The sequence below is a fragment of the Rhodopila sp. genome, from assembly GCF_965276935.1.
Classification (GTDB): Bacteria; Pseudomonadota; Alphaproteobacteria; order Acetobacterales; family Acetobacteraceae; genus Rhodopila.
Map to the genome: position 1 here is coordinate 787,047 of NZ_CBDIBS010000003.1, position 15,679 is coordinate 802,725.

At 62.3% G+C, this 15,679-nt stretch carries 19 protein-coding genes; 13 read left to right on the plus strand and 6 right to left on the minus strand.

The features are described 5' to 3' along the window. Positions 1-8 precede the first annotated feature (8 nt). The 4 genes from pncA to ACQY4S_RS11475 all read left to right on the plus strand — a co-directional run bounded on the left by pncA (position 9) and on the right by ACQY4S_RS11475 (position 3,845). Complete coding sequence (gene pncA / locus ACQY4S_RS11460; protein ID WP_428485329.1) at positions 9-668, plus strand: bifunctional nicotinamidase/pyrazinamidase; 660 nt, start codon at positions 9-11, stop codon at positions 666-668. Between the two features lie 304 nt (positions 669-972). Then, on the plus strand, positions 973-1,902 hold the full coding sequence (locus tag ACQY4S_RS11465; RefSeq protein ID WP_428485330.1) for an NAD-dependent epimerase/dehydratase family protein: 930 nt from the start codon (positions 973-975) through the stop codon (positions 1,900-1,902). A gap of 10 nt (positions 1,903-1,912) precedes the next feature. Further along, complete coding sequence (locus ACQY4S_RS11470; protein WP_428485331.1) at positions 1,913-2,647, plus strand: YdcF family protein; 735 nt, start codon at positions 1,913-1,915, stop codon at positions 2,645-2,647. After that, positions 2,625-3,845 carry a GNAT family N-acetyltransferase gene (locus tag ACQY4S_RS11475; protein WP_428485332.1) on the plus strand — a complete coding sequence of 407 codons (1,221 nt, stop codon included), beginning with the start codon at positions 2,625-2,627 and terminating at the stop codon, positions 3,843-3,845. Before ACQY4S_RS11470 ends, ACQY4S_RS11475 begins: the two co-directional genes overlap by 23 nt. Here ACQY4S_RS11475 and ACQY4S_RS11480 read toward each other — a convergent pair. The 5 genes from ACQY4S_RS11480 to ACQY4S_RS11500 all read right to left on the minus strand — a co-directional run bounded on the left by ACQY4S_RS11480 (position 3,770) and on the right by ACQY4S_RS11500 (position 8,786). Then, positions 3,770-4,843, minus strand: coding sequence for a GNAT family N-acetyltransferase (locus ACQY4S_RS11480; RefSeq protein ID WP_428485333.1), 1,074 nt, complete (start codon positions 4,841-4,843; stop codon positions 3,770-3,772). The two genes, ACQY4S_RS11475 and ACQY4S_RS11480, sit on opposite strands and share 76 nt — an antisense overlap. Continuing rightward, positions 4,840-5,970 (minus strand): glycosyltransferase, encoded by a 1,131-nt coding sequence (locus ACQY4S_RS11485; RefSeq protein ID WP_428485334.1) that lies wholly within the window; start codon positions 5,968-5,970, stop codon positions 4,840-4,842. The genes ACQY4S_RS11480 and ACQY4S_RS11485 overlap by 4 nt, the downstream gene beginning before the upstream one ends. Before the next feature lie 324 nt (positions 5,971-6,294). After that, on the minus strand, positions 6,295-7,305 hold the full coding sequence (locus ACQY4S_RS11490) for a C-terminal binding protein (protein ID WP_428485335.1): 1,011 nt from the start codon (positions 7,303-7,305) through the stop codon (positions 6,295-6,297). 339 nt (positions 7,306-7,644) lie between these two features. Further along, positions 7,645-7,857, minus strand: a complete 213-nt coding sequence (locus tag ACQY4S_RS11495; RefSeq protein ID WP_428485336.1) for a hypothetical protein — start codon at positions 7,855-7,857, stop codon at positions 7,645-7,647. A 194-nt stretch (positions 7,858-8,051) separates the two neighbouring features. Then, the gene (locus tag ACQY4S_RS11500) at positions 8,052-8,786 is read right to left on the minus strand and encodes a hypothetical protein (RefSeq protein WP_428485337.1); all 735 of its coding nucleotides are present in this window, start codon (positions 8,784-8,786) and stop codon (positions 8,052-8,054) included. Positions 8,787-9,249: 463 nt separating this feature from the next. Between ACQY4S_RS11500 and ACQY4S_RS11505 the strand changes: the two genes are divergently transcribed. The 6 genes from ACQY4S_RS11505 to ACQY4S_RS11530 all read left to right on the plus strand — a co-directional run bounded on the left by ACQY4S_RS11505 (position 9,250) and on the right by ACQY4S_RS11530 (position 13,467). Continuing rightward, on the plus strand, positions 9,250-9,873 hold the full coding sequence (locus tag ACQY4S_RS11505; RefSeq protein WP_428485338.1) for a LolA family protein: 624 nt from the start codon (positions 9,250-9,252) through the stop codon (positions 9,871-9,873). 113 nt (positions 9,874-9,986) lie between these two features. Then, entirely contained in the window at positions 9,987-10,817 is an 831-nt protein-coding gene (locus ACQY4S_RS11510) for a gamma-glutamyl-gamma-aminobutyrate hydrolase family protein (RefSeq protein ID WP_428485339.1), read from the plus strand. Positions 10,818-11,046: 229 nt separating this feature from the next. Continuing rightward, a complete protein-coding gene (locus ACQY4S_RS11515) occupies positions 11,047-11,604 on the plus strand; it encodes a NifU family protein (protein ID WP_428485340.1) in 558 nt (185 codons plus the stop codon). A gap of 106 nt (positions 11,605-11,710) precedes the next feature. Continuing rightward, complete coding sequence (locus ACQY4S_RS11520; RefSeq protein ID WP_428485341.1) at positions 11,711-12,298, plus strand: malonic semialdehyde reductase; 588 nt, start codon at positions 11,711-11,713, stop codon at positions 12,296-12,298. A 59-nt stretch (positions 12,299-12,357) separates the two neighbouring features. Further along, positions 12,358-13,017, plus strand: a complete 660-nt coding sequence (gene tsaB, locus ACQY4S_RS11525; protein WP_428485342.1) for a tRNA (adenosine(37)-N6)-threonylcarbamoyltransferase complex dimerization subunit type 1 TsaB — start codon at positions 12,358-12,360, stop codon at positions 13,015-13,017. 3 nt (positions 13,018-13,020) lie between these two features. Further along, positions 13,021-13,467: a GNAT family N-acetyltransferase gene (locus ACQY4S_RS11530; protein ID WP_428485343.1), complete on the plus strand. Its 447-nt coding sequence runs from the start codon at positions 13,021-13,023 to the stop codon at positions 13,465-13,467. A gap of 8 nt (positions 13,468-13,475) precedes the next feature. Here ACQY4S_RS11530 and ACQY4S_RS11535 read toward each other — a convergent pair whose 3' ends face one another. Further along, positions 13,476-13,721 carry a sulfurtransferase TusA family protein gene (locus ACQY4S_RS11535; protein WP_428485344.1) on the minus strand — a complete coding sequence of 82 codons (246 nt, stop codon included), beginning with the start codon at positions 13,719-13,721 and terminating at the stop codon, positions 13,476-13,478. A 95-nt stretch (positions 13,722-13,816) separates the two neighbouring features. On the opposite strand from ACQY4S_RS11535, the gene ACQY4S_RS11540 reads away from it, so the two are divergent. The 3 genes from ACQY4S_RS11540 to ACQY4S_RS11550 all read left to right on the plus strand — a co-directional run bounded on the left by ACQY4S_RS11540 (position 13,817) and on the right by ACQY4S_RS11550 (position 15,670). Continuing rightward, the gene (locus tag ACQY4S_RS11540) at positions 13,817-14,230 is read left to right on the plus strand and encodes a MucR family transcriptional regulator (protein ID WP_428485345.1); all 414 of its coding nucleotides are present in this window, start codon (positions 13,817-13,819) and stop codon (positions 14,228-14,230) included. A gap of 169 nt (positions 14,231-14,399) precedes the next feature. After that, complete coding sequence (locus ACQY4S_RS11545; protein ID WP_428485346.1) at positions 14,400-14,858, plus strand: Fur family transcriptional regulator; 459 nt, start codon at positions 14,400-14,402, stop codon at positions 14,856-14,858. Continuing rightward, on the plus strand, positions 14,855-15,670 hold the full coding sequence (locus ACQY4S_RS11550) for a GNAT family N-acetyltransferase (protein WP_428485347.1): 816 nt from the start codon (positions 14,855-14,857) through the stop codon (positions 15,668-15,670). The genes ACQY4S_RS11545 and ACQY4S_RS11550 overlap by 4 nt, the downstream gene beginning before the upstream one ends. The last annotated feature ends 9 nt before the right edge of the window (positions 15,671-15,679 follow it).

The window sequence follows — 15,679 nt, forward strand, 5'->3', positions numbered from 1 at the left end:
AAGTATCAATGCAAATCGACCCGACAACGGATATCCTGGGCGTCGTTGACGTCCAGCCGACCTTCATGCCCAGGGGCGAACTGCCGGTCGAGCAAGGTGATGCGATCGTGCCAACCATCAATCGGCTGCTCGGCTGGTTCGGCCATGCATTCGCGACACAGGACTGGCATCCGGCGGGCCATGCCTCTTTCGCCAGCAGCCATCCGGGGCGGCAACCTTACGACGCGATTGAAATGCAATTTGGCATGCAGGTCCTCTGGCCGGATCACGGCATTGCTGGCAGTGCGAATGCCGCGATTCACGGTGACATTGACCAGGCGCGGATCGAGGTGATCATTCGCAAGGGATTTCGTTCGGCGCTGGATAGTTACTCGGCGTTCTTTGAAAACGATCGGGTAACACCTACCGGGCTGGAGGGATGGCTGCGTCAGCGCGGCTTTAGCCGCCTGTTCCTGTGCGGCCTGGCTACCGATTTCTGCGTCGCCTGGTCCGCCGAGGATGCCGTCCAAGCAGGTTTTCAGGTCATTATCGTCCAGGACGCCTGCCGCGGCATCGGCTTGTCCACTCCGGATGGCCGGACCACGATCGAGGCGGCACACGAACGGCTTTCGGCGCTAGGCGTGCGCTTCATCGACAGCGTCGTCCTCCGACATGATGCAGCGGCGTAAGCTGCCCGTTAAAGCGCGATTGGTTTAGGTTGACCCATGAATCGCGCTTTAACGCATTGTTTGATCGCCTGATTCACGCCTTCTAACTGGGTCAGCCTCAGGCGATCACGCTCTCAGACGCGACATTCCACGCTTCCTCGCGCCCAATCAACATGGTATATTGCTGGTACAGAAACTATGTTCAGGACACATCGACTTTGACGATATCAACGACGGCTTTGATCGTCTTTCCGATGGGTCGGTCCTCCGGCAGGTGCTTCGCCTGCACGCGTGATTTCGCGTTGCACGGACACTGCGTCTTATCATGAAGACTTGGCTGGTCACCGGGGGCGCCGGCTTCATCGGCTCGCATCTGTGCGATGCGCTGGCGGCGCGGGGCGATAACGTCCGGGTACTGGACGATCTGTCCACCGGATCCAAGACCAATCTTCCCGCTGGCGTGACCCTGACACAAGGCGACGTCGCCGATCCGGAGGTTGTGGCGCGGGCAATCCGGGGTGTCGATGGATGCTTTCATCTCGCCGCCATAGCCTCGGTGGAGAAAGGCGTTACCGACTGGTTGAATACCCACCGCACGAACATAACCGGCACCATCACGGTGCTGGATGCGATCCGCCGGAACGGCAGCCGGGTGCCGGTCGTCTATGCCTCCTCCGCCGCGGTTTATGGCGATTGCAAGGCGGTGCCGATCCCGGAAGACGCCGACCGCGCGCCATTATCCGCCTACGGAGCGGACAAATACAGTTGCGAGTTGCACGCCCGCGTCGCCAGCCATGTGCACGCCATCCCCACCGTCGGGCTACGCTTCTTTAACGTCTACGGCCCGCGCCAGGATCCACGCTCCCCCTATTCCGGCGTGATCTCCATATTCTGTGAGCGGATTGCCGCTGGCGCGCCGATCAACATCTTCGGTGACGGCCGGCAGACCCGCGATTTCGTCTATGTCGCCGACGTGGTCGCCGCGCTGCTGGCCGCGATGACGCTGCAACCTGGCCATGCGCCGGTATTCAACGTCTGCACCGGCATTCCGACCTCGGTCGAGACCCTGGCGCGCCTGATCGCCGACCTGTCCGGCAGGCCGCTCGACATCCGTCCGCAGCCGCCTCGATCCGCCGAGATCAGGCATTCCGTCGGCGTTCCGTCCCTGGCGGATACGGTCCTGGGACTGCCGCCCCGGATGACGCTGCGGGACGGTCTTGGTCAGGTGCTTGCTTGGCTCGTCGCATCGCGGTGATTGCTAGTTCGTGAAAAGCCTGCTCCTGACGTTGGTCATGCCGCCAATGGGATTGGCGACGCTGATTGTCGTCGGCCTGCTGCTGCACCGACGCGGGCGGCGCTTCGGATACCGCCTGGCGTGGACAGCGGTGATTGCACTGATTCTGCTGGCAATGCCGATCGTATCGGAAAACCTGCTGCTGGCGCTGGAAGCCGGATTGCCCACGACCCCGCCGGCCGATCACCCGCCGGGTGCGATCGTCGTCCTGGGTGCCGAAGTGTTCCGCGCGAAGTCGGAACCGCTTGGGGTCGGGCCTGGTCCACTGACGCTGGAGCGGCTGCGCACCGCCGCTGGCCTGTCCCGACGTACCGGCCTGCCGATCCTGGCGACCGGCGGCGTGACCCAACCGAATACCGCGCCGGTCGGCATCGTGATGGGCGACAGCCTGCGTGACGACTTCCGCAGGCCGGCCCGCTGGATCGAGGACAGATCGCGCGACACTTGGGAAAACGCTCGCTTCAGCGCCGGTATCCTGCGCGCCGAAGGCATCAATTCTGTCTACGTCGTCACCAGCGCTTGGCACATGCGGCGGGCGCTGCTGGCATTCGCGGGCACCGGTCTGACAGTGACCGCGGCGCCAACCCCGCCAGGCGATCCGCTGCGGCCGAATTTCAATGACTTCCTGCCACACGCCAGCGCCTGGCTGGCCGGCTACTATGCCCTGCACGAGTGGATCGGTTATGCGTGGTATTGCGTACGCTGATGTCTCGGTCGAGACCTTTGCCACGGCGGCCGTTCTGCCGCCCGAAGTCCAGTTCTTGCTGGATCAGCGGCTTCCGCGCGACCAGGCGGGATCGCTTTTTGCCGGACGCGCGTGGTGGAGCGTCGTTCTGTCGGACGCCATGCCGGCGGGTTCCGCGGCGGTGTTTGTTGTATGCAAAGCCGGCGATCATGTGTTGGCTTTGGTTCCATTGCTGCGCCGCAATGGCATCGCCGCGCTGGAAAGCCTGACCACGCCCTACACCTGCCGCTATACACCACTGTTCGCCACCGGCCTGGATCGTTTAACCCGCATCGCCACGATGGCGGCGTTCGGCCGCTTCTGCCGAATCCGCGGCGTCACCCGGCTGGACGCGCTGCCGGCGGAATGGGACGAGCTGCCCGACCTGCTCGCCGGCGTTCGCCAAGCCGGGCTGCGACCGCTACGCTTCAACCATTTCGGCAACTGGCATGAGGATGTCGCTGGAATGGACTGGACCAGCTATCTGGCACGGCGGTCCGGTGCCTTGCGCGAAACCATCCGTCGCCGGCTGCGGCAGGCCGACAAGTTGCCGGACGCGCGCTTTGCGGTGCTGAGCACGCCGGCGGACATGGCCATCGCGGCGGATGCGTTTGAGTCAGTCTACGCGCGCAGTTGGAAAGGACCGGAACCCTACCCGCGCTTCAACGTGGCGTTCATGCACGCGACAGCAGCGCTCGGCCTGCTGCGGTTCGGTGTCTGGTCGATCGGCGCCACGCCGGTCGCGGTGCAGTTCTGGATCCTGGAGGCTGGCCACGCCACCGTGCTGAAACTGGCACATGACGAGGCCTTCAAGGCACATTCCCCCGGCACTGTGCTGACCGCGCTGATGCTGCGCCACCTGCTCGACGAGGAACACGTGGATCAGATCGACTTCGGCCGTGGAGACGATGACTACAAGCAAGGCTGGGCGACGCAGCGCCGCCAGCGTATCGGTCTGCTGCTGGTCAACCCATGGCGATTATCCGGAGCGGTTGAATTGATGCGGCATATATCCGGCCGGCTGCGCGCGGCGATGCGGAAGGCGCCGGCCGGCCGCGGTTCTTCCGCAGCCCCCGGACCGCCGCGCCTGGCGATGGACATCGATCATGATCCAAAAATCGAGCGCATCCGGCGCGAAAGCAGCCGCGGCGACCAGACTGGGCCAGCTTCCACCCAGTAGTGCTGGTCCGATCCATCAGCAAGGCTGCGCTTGTAACGATCATTGCCCGCAAGAAAATCGTAGACATCCGCACCTTGTTCCAGCGCCTGCCGTATCGCGGCGTGGTGGCAGGTCAGCCCCGGTTTCTCATGCGTTCCGGCCGCCGTGTAATCAAACCCGCTCTGGTAGGCCAGGATCCGCCCCCGGAATGAGAAATTGTACAGGATGCCGATGAGGCTCTGGCCTTTATAGGTGGCGGTAAGCGCCACCTCGCCGCGTGGAAAGCCGGCATCGACCAAAGCATGATGGAAGCGCCCGAAGAACGGCCTGGCAAAACTTCCGGGCTGCCCCCGCGCGACCCAGCTCGTTTGATGTAAGGCCGCCATGTTATCCAGCATGGCGTGCGCCGCTTCCAGCGTATCGGCACACCGCACCGTCAGAACGCCGCGCGCCGCGTAGGATCGGTCGGAGCGGCGAATTTGCTGGCGGGTATTGGGACTTCGTCCCGCCAGAAAATCTGCCCCGGACCGCCGCGACGCCGCCAGGTCGACGAACGGCGACTCCCTTTGCTTGCGGGTCCAGACCAGGCCAGCCACCCGCCGAACGGTTCGCAGAACGGGTTCACCAATGCCGGACAAGACGAGTATGTGGGATGCGGCCACGGCGCGCAGGCAGATCTCGGCCAGTGCCGCCTCCCGTCCCGTCTCGGCCAGCACGCCGTTATGTTCGATGTAGGGCGAGTCCAGTCCATCATCGCCGGTTTCGCCCAGGTACAGCAGGCTGGGCGCGATGCGCTGGCGAACCCGATTGAACAGTGCCAGCGCGACCGTGCGTCCGGCCTCGGTCGCGGTCACCAGCACCGGGTCGGGAAACCGCTCCGCCACCAGGCAGCCGGTCCAGGTCCAGCTTTGGAAGAATGAGGGGCTGGCGCGCTGCTCCAGGTCCCTCCAACGCGCCTCCAGCGCGGCGAAGTCCGTCACACCGGAAACCTCAACGCCAGCACCTTGCACAACGGTCACGGACTAGCCGATATCCCGCGCCACAGTGCGCCATGGGCGGCGAACATCGCGGCCTGATCGAAATCCCGATGCGCCTTGGCCCGATTGGCGACGCCGACCTCTCGTCGCAATGCCGGGTCCGCCAGCAGCCTGCGCAGGGCAGCCGCCAGCGCCGCGTCGTCCAGCCTGGTGACAAATTGCGCGTTCGCCTCGGCCACCATGCTCCGCACGTCGCCCACATCCGTGGAGACAACCGGCAAACCGCTGGCCATCGCCTCGATCACCGAGAACGGCATCTGCTCGGTATCCGATGACAGCGCGAACACGTCGAACCGGGCGTAGAAGTCAGGCGTGTCCTGCCGGTGACCAGCGAACGTCACCTGCTCCGCGACGCCGATCTCGGCGGCGAGCGCGGTCAGCGCTGCGCGCTCCGGACCGTCACCGACGATAATAAGACGAACCGGAATGGTTTTTTGCAGCAGCGCGAAAGCGCGCAGCAGACGGGCGATATTCTTTTCCTCGCGAAGCGCCGCGATCGTGCCGATCACCAGCGGCGACGATCCGCGGCCGCTGGCTTGTTCGGCGAAGCGCTGCAGCTCGACCCCATTGGGTACGTAGCGGATTACCTGCGGCGGCAGCTTCCAGACCTCGGTAGCGATGCGGACGAGGTTGCGGGATGGCAGGACCACCGGCGTGCGCCCCAGCACCATCCGCCGCATCAGGACCCGGCGCGGGATCTGTGTGGCGCGTTCCTCCGGCCCGAAACCATCCACCACGTGCAGGTGGCGGGTCATCGGCAGGATGTTGGCCAGCGCGAATTCAATCGCGCCCCAGTTGCAGGTCACCAGCACGTCCGGCCGCCATTCGCGCAGCAGACGGCGGAAGCGCCACGCGCTGGACAGCATCGCGCTTTTGGTGACGCGGACCGGGGGGAACGTCACGTCCAGGTCCGGGCGAAGGCGTTCCTGGCAGACCAGGTTTCCGTCCAGCGAGACAACGATATGGCGGAACGCGCGGCCAAAGTGGTTGGCAATGGCGGCGAACCGCACCTGTGCTCCGCCTACCGCGAATGTTGGAAAGATATGCGCGACCAGTGGGGCGCCCCGATGCCGATCTTCTGCCGCTTCTTCCACCTGAATTGGCCCCACATGCCGCGCCTACACCCAGGCAACGACCTGTCCCCGGCATAGCGCAATTCCTTTTGCCACCGCAATGCTTTGCTCAGGGTGGTCATCGGTCTAATCGGCCCGCGCACGCGTGCTGGCGGTGGGACCGCCGCAAGTGCAGGAGCGACTGCGCCAGGCCGCGGCCGTGGCGGGCCGCGGCGATGTGGTTTAATCGGCCCGGATGTGTATGCCGATCATGCCGTCCGGCGAGCGTTCCCGCTGGCGATCAAGGCCGGCGGACCGGACATGGCTGAAGCGAGCAGTCAGGGCCGGTCGGGCGTGATTGTCACGCCGTTGGCACTGCCGTCAGTCGCTCTCCGGCGGTATCACGTTCTGTGGCCGTGGGCCGAGCAGGGCGGCGCGCATGGTTTCGGCGGATTTGGAGCGAATGTCGTCCCAGGCTTGCGGCGTGAAGAAAGCAGAGTGCGGCGTAATGATCAGCCGACCCAGCGTCCAGGGTTCACGGGCGCGGTAGGCACGCAGCAGTTCCGGCACCGGCTCCACCGGCGGCTCCACCGGGACCACGTCCAATCCGACGCCGGCGAGGTGGCCGCTTTTCAGCAGTGTCGCCAACGCATCAATATCGATGATCGGGCCGCGGGCGGTGTTGACCACAACCGCGCTCCTGGGCAGGAGCGACAGTTCCTCGAATCCCAGCAGACCTCTGGTTTCCCGGGTCAGCGGGGTATGGACCGACAGCGTGTCGGTCTGCCGCAGCAGGTCCTGCAGCGTGGCGGCACGCTGGATGCCCAGGCCGAGTTCCACGCCATTCGGCAGATACGGATCGAAGAACACGACGCGAAAGCCGAGCGCCTTGGCTCGCAACGCGACGGCGGTGGCGATGCGGCCCATGCCGACAAGGCCGAAGGTCTGCACCGATGATCGGCGGACCAATGGATCAATGATATAGCGCCAGGCTGCTGGCGGGTTGTCGCGCTGTGCCTCGTGGTGCAGCAGCAGGCCCCGGCGCAGCGACAGCGCCAGGGCAATCGCGTGATCGGCAACCTCGGTGGTGCCATAGTCGGGAACGTTCAAGATCATGATCTGACGTTCGGCCGCGGCCGCCCGGTCCAGGTTGTCGTAACCCACACCCATGCGGCAGATGGCGCGCAGCTTCGGGAATCGGGGCAGGTCGGCAGCGGTGACCTTGAAGCGCAGGATCATCAGCCCCTCGGCCGCGGCGCAATCCTCATCGGGCAGATCGGCCAGGGACCCGGACGACGTTGGAAAGATAACCCGTACATCGGCGCCGTAGATCCGCCGCTCCACACTATCGTCTGGATATGAATTTTCCGAATAAAGCACGGTGGCTGTCATTGCGGATCGTTTCCCGTTGGCGTTTTGGTGCTCCTATAACGAGCGATCCAGCCGCGCAATGCGAGATATGAATGTCATTGCTTGAAGGTTCATGCCACCATGAACGTCAGCCTGACCCGTCGGAACGTCGCATGGCGCTGACGTCAACGCAAAGGACCGGAACTACCGAGACATAGGAAAGGAATTGAAATCCCATCTGATCTTCCATTATGCGCAGCAAAACCCGTTCCTGCTGCGTACATGAAGTATGGCAGTCCGGTTTTCCCGTGCCTCCGTAGCGCCTTTTCAACTCCGGCTTGACAGTGGTCTTGTCCGCCGCGTGAGATGCGACAGTGTGTTTTACTGCTTGGTCTTCTCAGCCTTCTTTGACTGATGATGCCCAATAGCGGCACCGGTGGCCGCGCCAGCCGCGGCATGGCCGCTGCCGACCTCATGCCCCGCGACGGCGCCGACGGCTGCGCCTTTGGCCGTTCCCGCCGGCTTGCTATCGTCCGCGGCATAGGCGGCAACGGCAAAGCTCATGAGAACAGTAGCCAGCAGAATACCTCGCATTGAACATCTCCGATTATAGTTCGGGCTTAACGCCACTCAAGGCAACAGGTTCTATCGGACAAGGCGCGCAGTCGCAATCTACCCTTTGGCCGGCATACTTTCGGTCATAAGCCAGCAGCAAACCGTCCTTGCGCCCGTCGCCGCCGACGAAATTGATACGCTGCTGGCAGCGTGGCAGATCTGACGCCTACGGTTCAGCGCCGCCAGTCACTGATCTGGTGCACCAGGCCCTTGTACGGTTCGGTCGCGGGCGAACCCCTATGTGCCTTGACCTTGATTGTCTTGAAATCATGCTCCGGTGCCGGTGCACCCGGCAACTTGCTTGGAACAGCCAAACCCTCGGCCCGACAATCGCCTGTGGTCCGCGATACAACGTGCGGCGCCTGACCATCGCCTGAGTATGTAATCTGCATGCTGCGGGTGCAGACGCCACTGCCAGACGCGGTCGAGATAATACTGTAGCCTTCCTCGGTCGAAGACGGGCGTAGTCGCGACTCGGTCAACGGGCGGCTGACTGGCTGCGCGGCCATGCCGCCGATGGCCTGAAGCATGGCGGCGGCCTGACGGTCCATTGCGGCGGAGATTCTCTCGATCCTGGCGAATGGATCGTCTGCGGCGAAGGACATCGCTAACGGCATCCTGTCGGGCGTCAGAACTACCTGAGGCGGCACGTCCCCAGTGTAACGGATCTGCTCGACCGCTCCATCCGGAAGCTGAAGGGTCAGGATGTGATCATCGGGGCGTTTTGCCTGCGCCAAGCTGGCCGTGCCGGCGAGCGTCATCGCCGCCGCGCTGACGAGAATAAGATTCCTGGTGGTTCGCAAGTCGGCCTCCGTCGACGATTGAAAAGGCAGATCCCAATACAGCCAGAGGCCTTTTCCGCATACCACCGGCAACATGAAACGTTCTTCATCCAGGTGTGTTAACATGGATGATTTTGTATTCGCGGCCGCGCCCGCGACAGCGGGTCCACCGTGACGGCGGACAAATCCGGCAACCCGGCACCAGCAGCTGGTTCGCTGTCGTCCCGACAGAGCCGCTCGCCCACGCTGGCGGCACGCCGTGGGCGATTTGCGTCCAGGCCCCGGTAATCGGCACTGCCGCCATCACGGGAAATAGCCGCTGCGTCCACGGCATCGTCATGAAATCCGATGACCGCATGCACGGCATGTCTTTATAAACAGAAGGCGTCTGCCTCGCGCGCATCGGTGCGACCAGCACACAAGACCCTGGCCAACATGCCTGCCGATCGTCGGCAAAAACCTGCTGCGCATGGCACGAAGGTGATCCGGTGGCATCCATCACCGTAAGCAAGTCGGGCATGTCTCAATCGACGCCAGGCGGAGCCAGGCGGATTTGCAAAGAGCCACCCGACACGCCATCTCAATATCCATGATCCGTCGTCGTTCTCTGCTGTTATCTGTTGGTCTGCTTCCCGTTGGTTCGATCATCGCGCGTGCGAATCCTGCATCCGCCCAGGACCAGGCTGATACGGCTCGGGTGGAGGCTTATCTCAACGGGCTGAAAACGCTCAAGGCGCACTTTGTTCAGGTTGCCGCCGATGGTGGGATTTCTGACGGCACCGCTTGGTTGGAGAGGCCGGGACGAATGCGCTTCCAGTATGATCCGCCGGCTCCTTTCCTGCTGATCGCTGATTATGGTGTTTTAACCTTCCATGATGCGGCCCTGCAGCAAACCACCAATATTCCCCTTGGTCGCACACCGCTCGGCATCCTGCTGGCGGGGCACGTCGTGCTGTCTGGCGGTGTGACGGTGACTGCGATCCAGCGGCTGCCGGGTCAGGTTCAACTTACCCTCGTGCGCACCGACAGCCCTGGCGACGGTTCGCTGACGCTGATCTTTGCGGATCAGCCGCTGGCCTTGCGGCAATGGACAGTGGTCGACGCACAGCGCCGCGAGACCCATGTCACCCTTTACAACGTCCAGATCGGCGGCACGTTCGACCAGCAACTGTTCGAGCAGATCAACACACCCGCCGCGACAAAGGGAGGCTGATCCAGCGGCTGGCAGCAACGGTTGACATGTTTTAACCCACATAACCATCATTTGCTGCCGCTGGCCAAAATGTCTTCTTTTTACCACGGACCAACCGGAGTATTATTTTCGACATGAGGTTGCCACGGGTCGTCAAGCCACTGATCGGGGTAAGCTGCTGCACCAAGCAGTTTGGCACGTTTGGCATGCCGAATCATGCGGCCTCCGATACCTATATCCGCGCGACGGATGAGGTGATTGGCGGCGTTCCGGTATTATTGCCGGCTAATGGCCCGATGGCTGACATCGACACCTTGCTGGAGCGACTGGACGGCATCATCCTGACCGGCAGCCGTTCCAATGTTCAGCCTACTTTGTATGAGGGGCCGCCGCACGCCGAGGGAACCCCCGAGGATCCCGGACGCGATGGCATTACCCTGCCATTGATCCGTGCTGCCGTTTTCCGCGGCATGCCGCTGTTGGCGATCTGCCGTGGCTTTCAGGAACTGAACGTGGCGCTGGGCGGTTCGCTGCACCAGCGGCTTCAGGATCTGCCGGACCGTATGGACCATTCCACACCGATGCAGGGCTCCGCGCGCGTACGGCAGGGCAAAGCGCATGCAATTCGGGTCACACCTGGTGGCTGGCTGCATCGGCTGTCCGGCGCCACCGAGATCGCGGTCAACTCGCTGCACAACCAGGGTATCGATCGCCTTGCGCCCGGTCTCGCGGTGGAGGGCGTGGCGCCGGATGGAACCATCGAGGCCGTCCAGGTCATTACTTGCTGTGATGGGATCAGCAGCGACTTGCCGGCTCCCGGTTACGCTGTTGGCATCCAATGGCACCCGGAATATGACTGGCGGAGTGATCCGGTTTCGCGTGCCATCTTCAAGCAGTTTGGTGCTGCGGTGCGCGCCTACGCAGAAGATGCTCGTCTCGGAGGAATATCCATCGCGGCAGACTGAGCTTGCGGCGGATAAGCCCGTTTCTCCGCCTGCGCAACAAGCAGGCGCGCGAGGATACGCCGCATCGGCAAGGCAATCGACGGCTTCTTTGGCCTGGATTAAAAGCAGTGGTTCACCCCCTTGTCGCCCACACCCTCTTGCCAGCCACGGGTTTTCGACCGATGTAGCGATACGCGACCGGACCGCCCTGGTCCGGATTGGATATTCACCACCAGAATAGGCCTCCGACATGTTCATTGAAACCGAAGGCACACCTAACCCTGCCACCCTGAAGTTCCTGCCGGGACGGGACGTCATGGGCTTTTCCACCGCCGATTTCGCGTCTGCCGAGTCGGCTGGTCGCAGTCCGCTGGCAAGCACACTGTTTGCCCTGCCAGGCGTGGCGCGCGTGTTCCTGGGCGGCGACTTCATCAGCGTGACCAAGACCGATGAGGTTTCCTGGCAGGCGCTGAAGCCGCAGGTACTGGGAACTGTCATGGACCACTTCGTCGCCGACCTGCCGGTCATTGATGGCAAGGAAGATGACCTGTCCGAGGACGTCGACCCAGCCGACCAGGAAATCGTGGACCAGATCAAGGAATTGCTGGACACCCGCGTCCGCCCAGCCGTGGCTGGTGACGGCGGCGACATCGTCTTCCGCGGCTACCGCGAAGGCATTGTTCGCCTGCATATGCAAGGGTCCTGTTCCGGCTGTCCGTCTTCCAGCGCGACCTTGAAGCATGGCATCGAAAACATGCTGCGCCATTACGTACCGGAAGTCGTCGCCGTCGAGCAGGTCGAACTCTGATCAGCTTGCCATCGGTTCTTCGTCTTGGGCCGGTTGACGCGCGACGCGCTATCTTTCATGCTGCGGCGCAGCATTCCTATGCCGCATTCTTCTCGGAGAGTTGCCTATGACCATCGAGCCCGCTGGTCTCGACCTGCTGTTTCGTGAAGCGCGGACGCACAACAAGTGGCGTGACCAACCGATAAGCGATGAAACGCTGCACGAGCTTTATAATGTAGTGAAATTCGGTCCGACTTCAGCCAACAGCTCGCCGGCTCGTTTCGTCTTTATCCGGACCAAGGAAGGCAAGGAAAAGCTGGCACCGGCCTTGTCATCCGGCAACACCGAAAAGACCATGACCGCGCCGGTGACGGTCATCGTCGCCTATGATCCGAAATTCTATGAAAAGCTGCCGCAGCTGTTCCCGCACAATCTCGATGCGATCTCGTGGTTTACCAGCAACGACTCGTTGGCCGCCACCACCGCGTTTCGCAACGGCACGCTGCAGGGCGCCTACCTGATGATCGCTGCCCGCTCCCTCGGCCTGGACACCGGCGCGATGTCGGGGTTCGACAATGGCAAGGTTGATGCGGCCTTCTTCAGCGGCAACGGCTGGCGGTCGAATTTTCTGGTCAACCTAGGCTATGGCGATCCGGAGGGTCTGTTCAACCGCTCTCCGCGTCTGACCTTCGACGAAGCCTGCATGTTGGCATGATCTGGCTTTTCCGGGATTGGCTTTTCCAGGTCTGACCTAGGCGCTAGCCTCATCTGATCATGCGCATCCTGGCTCTCGATTCGGCCTTGGCCCGCTGTTCGGCGACGCTCGTTTCCGGCGATCAAGTGGTGAGCGGACGTCAAAAGGATATGGACCGTGGCCATGCTTCCGCCCTGGCGATCATGACGCGGGACGTTCTGGATGATGCGGCGATCAAGGCCTCATCTCTCGACCTAATCACCGTCACGGTCGGCCCTGGCAGCTTTACCGGCATTCGCAGTGGGCTGGCCTTGGCGCTGGGGATTGGCATGGCTACCAGCACACCGGTCGTCGGTGTGACCGTAGGTGAGGCCTTGACTGATTCGCTGCCTTCCCTGCGCGGCCGCGCCCTGTGGTGCGCGGTGCCAAGCCGGCGTGGCCGTGTGTTCCTGGAAATCGGAGAAGATGTGCTGTCATTGGCCGTGACCGACCTGCCCTTGCCCGGCGGCCCTGTCGCCATCGCCGGCAGCGCCGCGCTTGACGTTGCCTCCCGGCTTGCATCCCGCGGCGCCAATGTGATGCTGACCGACGCCAGGCTTCCGATTGGGCGTCACATCGCGCTGGTAGGCCAGCGCCGCTTTCGCGGTGGCATCAAACCGCTGCCGACCGTCCCGCTCTATGTTGATGCGCCGGAGGCGAAACCGCCCGCCGAGGGTTTCCGACCGCCACCAATCGGCTAGCGCATGACGCTGCGCGTGGCAACCGAGGCCGACAGCGGTCTGCTTGAATCGATCCATGCCGCCGCTTTTCCGCCGGCGGAGGCGTGGAGCCGGAGTATGTTCAGCCTGCAACTGGCTCTGCCCAACGTGATCGGCCTGCTTTGCGGGGAGCATGCGATGATCCTGCTCCGAGTCGCGGCCGGGGAGGCGGAGATCCTGACCGTCGCGGTGGTTCCCATGGCGCGGCGACGCGGTGTCGCCACCAACCTGCTTAAGGAAGTATTGTTCAGGCTCACCGTAGCGGCCGCCGACGTGATCTTTCTTGAAGTTTCGGTCGAAAATACTGCAGCCCAGGCACTTTATACCCGACTAGGGTTTATACCAACTGGACGACGACAACGGTATTATTCTGATGGGTCCGATGCGCTGGTGTTGCGCCTTGACCTGAAAGTGCCGCCGAAAACGACCTAAAGGATTTGTTATTTGCCACGGCGAATCAACAAATGGCTGATTCCGTCCGCATCAGTCCTCATGGAAAGTATTTCATGTCCCTGTTCTATTGCAGTACGAGGGACGTTTTGCACAGGCTCATCCCCTTTCAATTTAACTAGAAGAGTTTCGCCTGGCAGCATGCGGTCCAAGGCGAGGCGTGTTCTGACGAAGGTCATTGGACAGACCTCGGATGTAATGTCGAGTTCGCGGCTAATTTCTTGCATTACCGTCATGATATCAACTTACTCAAGATTGAACAGTCGCTGTTGCTAAACCGCGATCTGGCTTCATATATAGATCCAGCATAGTGATCTGAAAGGGCTTCCCAATGGCCGACAAGATGATAGAGAGCAATTTGCTTGGACTGACGGCCCAGATCGTCTCGGCTCATGTCTCGAATAATCCGGTGGAAGCGGACGTGCTGCCGGTATTTATTCGGGATGTTTATAAGACACTGACGAATATTGGGCAGGAGCCTGCCACCCCGGCGGAAAAACAGCAGCCCGCTGTGCCGGTCCGCAAGTCAGTGTTTCCGGACTTCATAATTTGCCTGGAAGACGGAAAACGGTTGAAGATGCTGAAGCGCCACCTCGCTACATCCTATAATCTCACGCCGGAGCAGTATCGGGAGAAATGGGGACTGGACGTCGGTTACCCGATGGTCGCTCCGAACTACGCCGAGAAACGGTCATCACTGGCCAAACAGATCGGCCTGGGTACCAGGCGTACCAGCGGCGCCTGACTCTTCCCGGCTGCCCTTCAGGGTCCCGCTTCCGCTATCGGCCGCCGGACCGCCTGTATCCGGCCGATCTTTCGGTTGGGCTTCCCTGGCCCCACCTTCGCATTGTATGCCGATGCTTCGAGTGAGCCGTCGCGGGTCACTCGTAAGTAGGCCGACGGCAAGGAACCGAATGGTATCGCGCATCGAGCGCCTCTGCGTCGAACGGGGCTTGAAGATGACTGGACAGCGCCGGGTTGTCGCGCGTGTCCTGTCCGAGGCGAGCGACCATCCTGACGTTGAGGAGCTTTATCGCCGTGCCTCGGCACTCGATCAGCATATCTCCATCGCCACGGTCTACCGCACCGTCCGCCTCTTCGAGGAGCACGGCATCCTTGAACGTCGCGACTTTGGTGGCGGCCGAGCGCGTTATGAACCGAGTGAAGAAGCGCATCACTATCACTTGATTGATGTCGAAACCGGGAAGGTTATCGAATTTCAGGACGCCAAGCACGATAAACTCATGCAATCCATTGCTGCTCGGCTGGGCTTTGACCTTGTATCCTTGCGGCTTGAACTGTTTGGACGGCAGCGACACGCGCATGATCGCGATCCGCCGGACCTTAAGTCGAGCAGCGAGGTAGAGCCGTGACCAACGCTGACTCCTCGACGCTTTTCGCGGAACTGCGGACGGGTAACCTTGGTGTCCGGTTGGCGATCAGCGAAACCGAGGTCGACGCGGCGCAGGCGCTGCGATATCGCATCTTCTACCAGGAATTAGGCGCTCGGCCGGACGCCAACGCCGCCCTGTCTCAGCGCGACCGCGATATCTACGACACCGTTGCTGACCATCTGCTTGTGGTTGATCATAGCCTGGGCGACGGACCGGAAAGCGTCGTCGGCACCTATCGACTGATCCAACGTGACGGTGCGCACCGTATCGGTCATTTTTACTCCGCCGATGAATACGACATCAGCCGCATTGAGGCGTTGACCGGCGGCATTCTCGAGTTAGGACGATCCTGCGTGGATACCGGCTACCGCAACCGATCGGTGATGCAGCTTCTCTGGCGGGGGATCGCCGCCTACGTGTTCCACCACCGGATCGACCTGATGTTCGGGTGTGCCAGCTTGCCAGGCACCGACCCGGACGTCCTGGCGACGGAACTGAGCTACCTGTCCCATCATCATCTCGCGCCTGCTGAGATCAGGCCGCGTGCCTTGCAGCATCGCTACGTCGAGATGCGCCGGCTTGAGCCGGTCGACATCGACCCACGTGCCGCGCTGAGCCACCTGCCCCCGCTCATCAAGGGGTATCTACGGCTTGGCGGCTTCGTCGGCGACGGCGCGGTGATCGATCCACAGTTCAATACCATCGACGTCGCCGTGGTGGTGCAGACCGACCTCATTACCGAGAAGTATTATCGACACTACCAACTTCAGTCGCGCGAGCCGCAGGACTGATCCGCCGCC

What these genes read in the sequence shown, in the direction of transcription:
- tsaB (WP_428485342.1), top strand. Translation starts at nt 12,358, where the DNA reads ATGCGCATCCTGGCTCTCGATTCGGCCTTGGCCCGCTGTTCGGCGACG.
- ACQY4S_RS11505 (WP_428485338.1), top strand. Translation starts at nt 9,250, where the DNA reads ATGATCCGTCGTCGTTCTCTGCTGTTATCTGTTGGTCTGCTTCCCGTT.
- ACQY4S_RS11545 (WP_428485346.1), top strand. Translation starts at nt 14,400, where the DNA reads ATGGTATCGCGCATCGAGCGCCTCTGCGTCGAACGGGGCTTGAAGATG.
- ACQY4S_RS11515 (WP_428485340.1), top strand. Translation starts at nt 11,047, where the DNA reads ATGTTCATTGAAACCGAAGGCACACCTAACCCTGCCACCCTGAAGTTC.
- ACQY4S_RS11495 (WP_428485336.1), bottom strand. Translation starts at nt 7,857, where the DNA reads ATGCGAGGTATTCTGCTGGCTACTGTTCTCATGAGCTTTGCCGTTGCC.
- ACQY4S_RS11465 (WP_428485330.1), top strand. Translation starts at nt 973, where the DNA reads ATGAAGACTTGGCTGGTCACCGGGGGCGCCGGCTTCATCGGCTCGCAT.
- ACQY4S_RS11475 (WP_428485332.1), top strand. Translation starts at nt 2,625, where the DNA reads ATGCGTGGTATTGCGTACGCTGATGTCTCGGTCGAGACCTTTGCCACG.
- ACQY4S_RS11490 (WP_428485335.1), bottom strand. Translation starts at nt 7,305, where the DNA reads ATGACAGCCACCGTGCTTTATTCGGAAAATTCATATCCAGACGATAGT.
- ACQY4S_RS11535 (WP_428485344.1), bottom strand. Translation starts at nt 13,721, where the DNA reads ATGACGGTAATGCAAGAAATTAGCCGCGAACTCGACATTACATCCGAG.
- ACQY4S_RS11540 (WP_428485345.1), top strand. Translation starts at nt 13,817, where the DNA reads ATGGCCGACAAGATGATAGAGAGCAATTTGCTTGGACTGACGGCCCAG.
- ACQY4S_RS11520 (WP_428485341.1), top strand. Translation starts at nt 11,711, where the DNA reads ATGACCATCGAGCCCGCTGGTCTCGACCTGCTGTTTCGTGAAGCGCGG.
- ACQY4S_RS11530 (WP_428485343.1), top strand. Translation starts at nt 13,021, where the DNA reads ATGACGCTGCGCGTGGCAACCGAGGCCGACAGCGGTCTGCTTGAATCG.
- ACQY4S_RS11500 (WP_428485337.1), bottom strand. Translation starts at nt 8,786, where the DNA reads ATGTTAACACACCTGGATGAAGAACGTTTCATGTTGCCGGTGGTATGC.
- ACQY4S_RS11510 (WP_428485339.1), top strand. Translation starts at nt 9,987, where the DNA reads ATGAGGTTGCCACGGGTCGTCAAGCCACTGATCGGGGTAAGCTGCTGC.
- pncA (WP_428485329.1), top strand. Translation starts at nt 9, where the DNA reads ATGCAAATCGACCCGACAACGGATATCCTGGGCGTCGTTGACGTCCAG.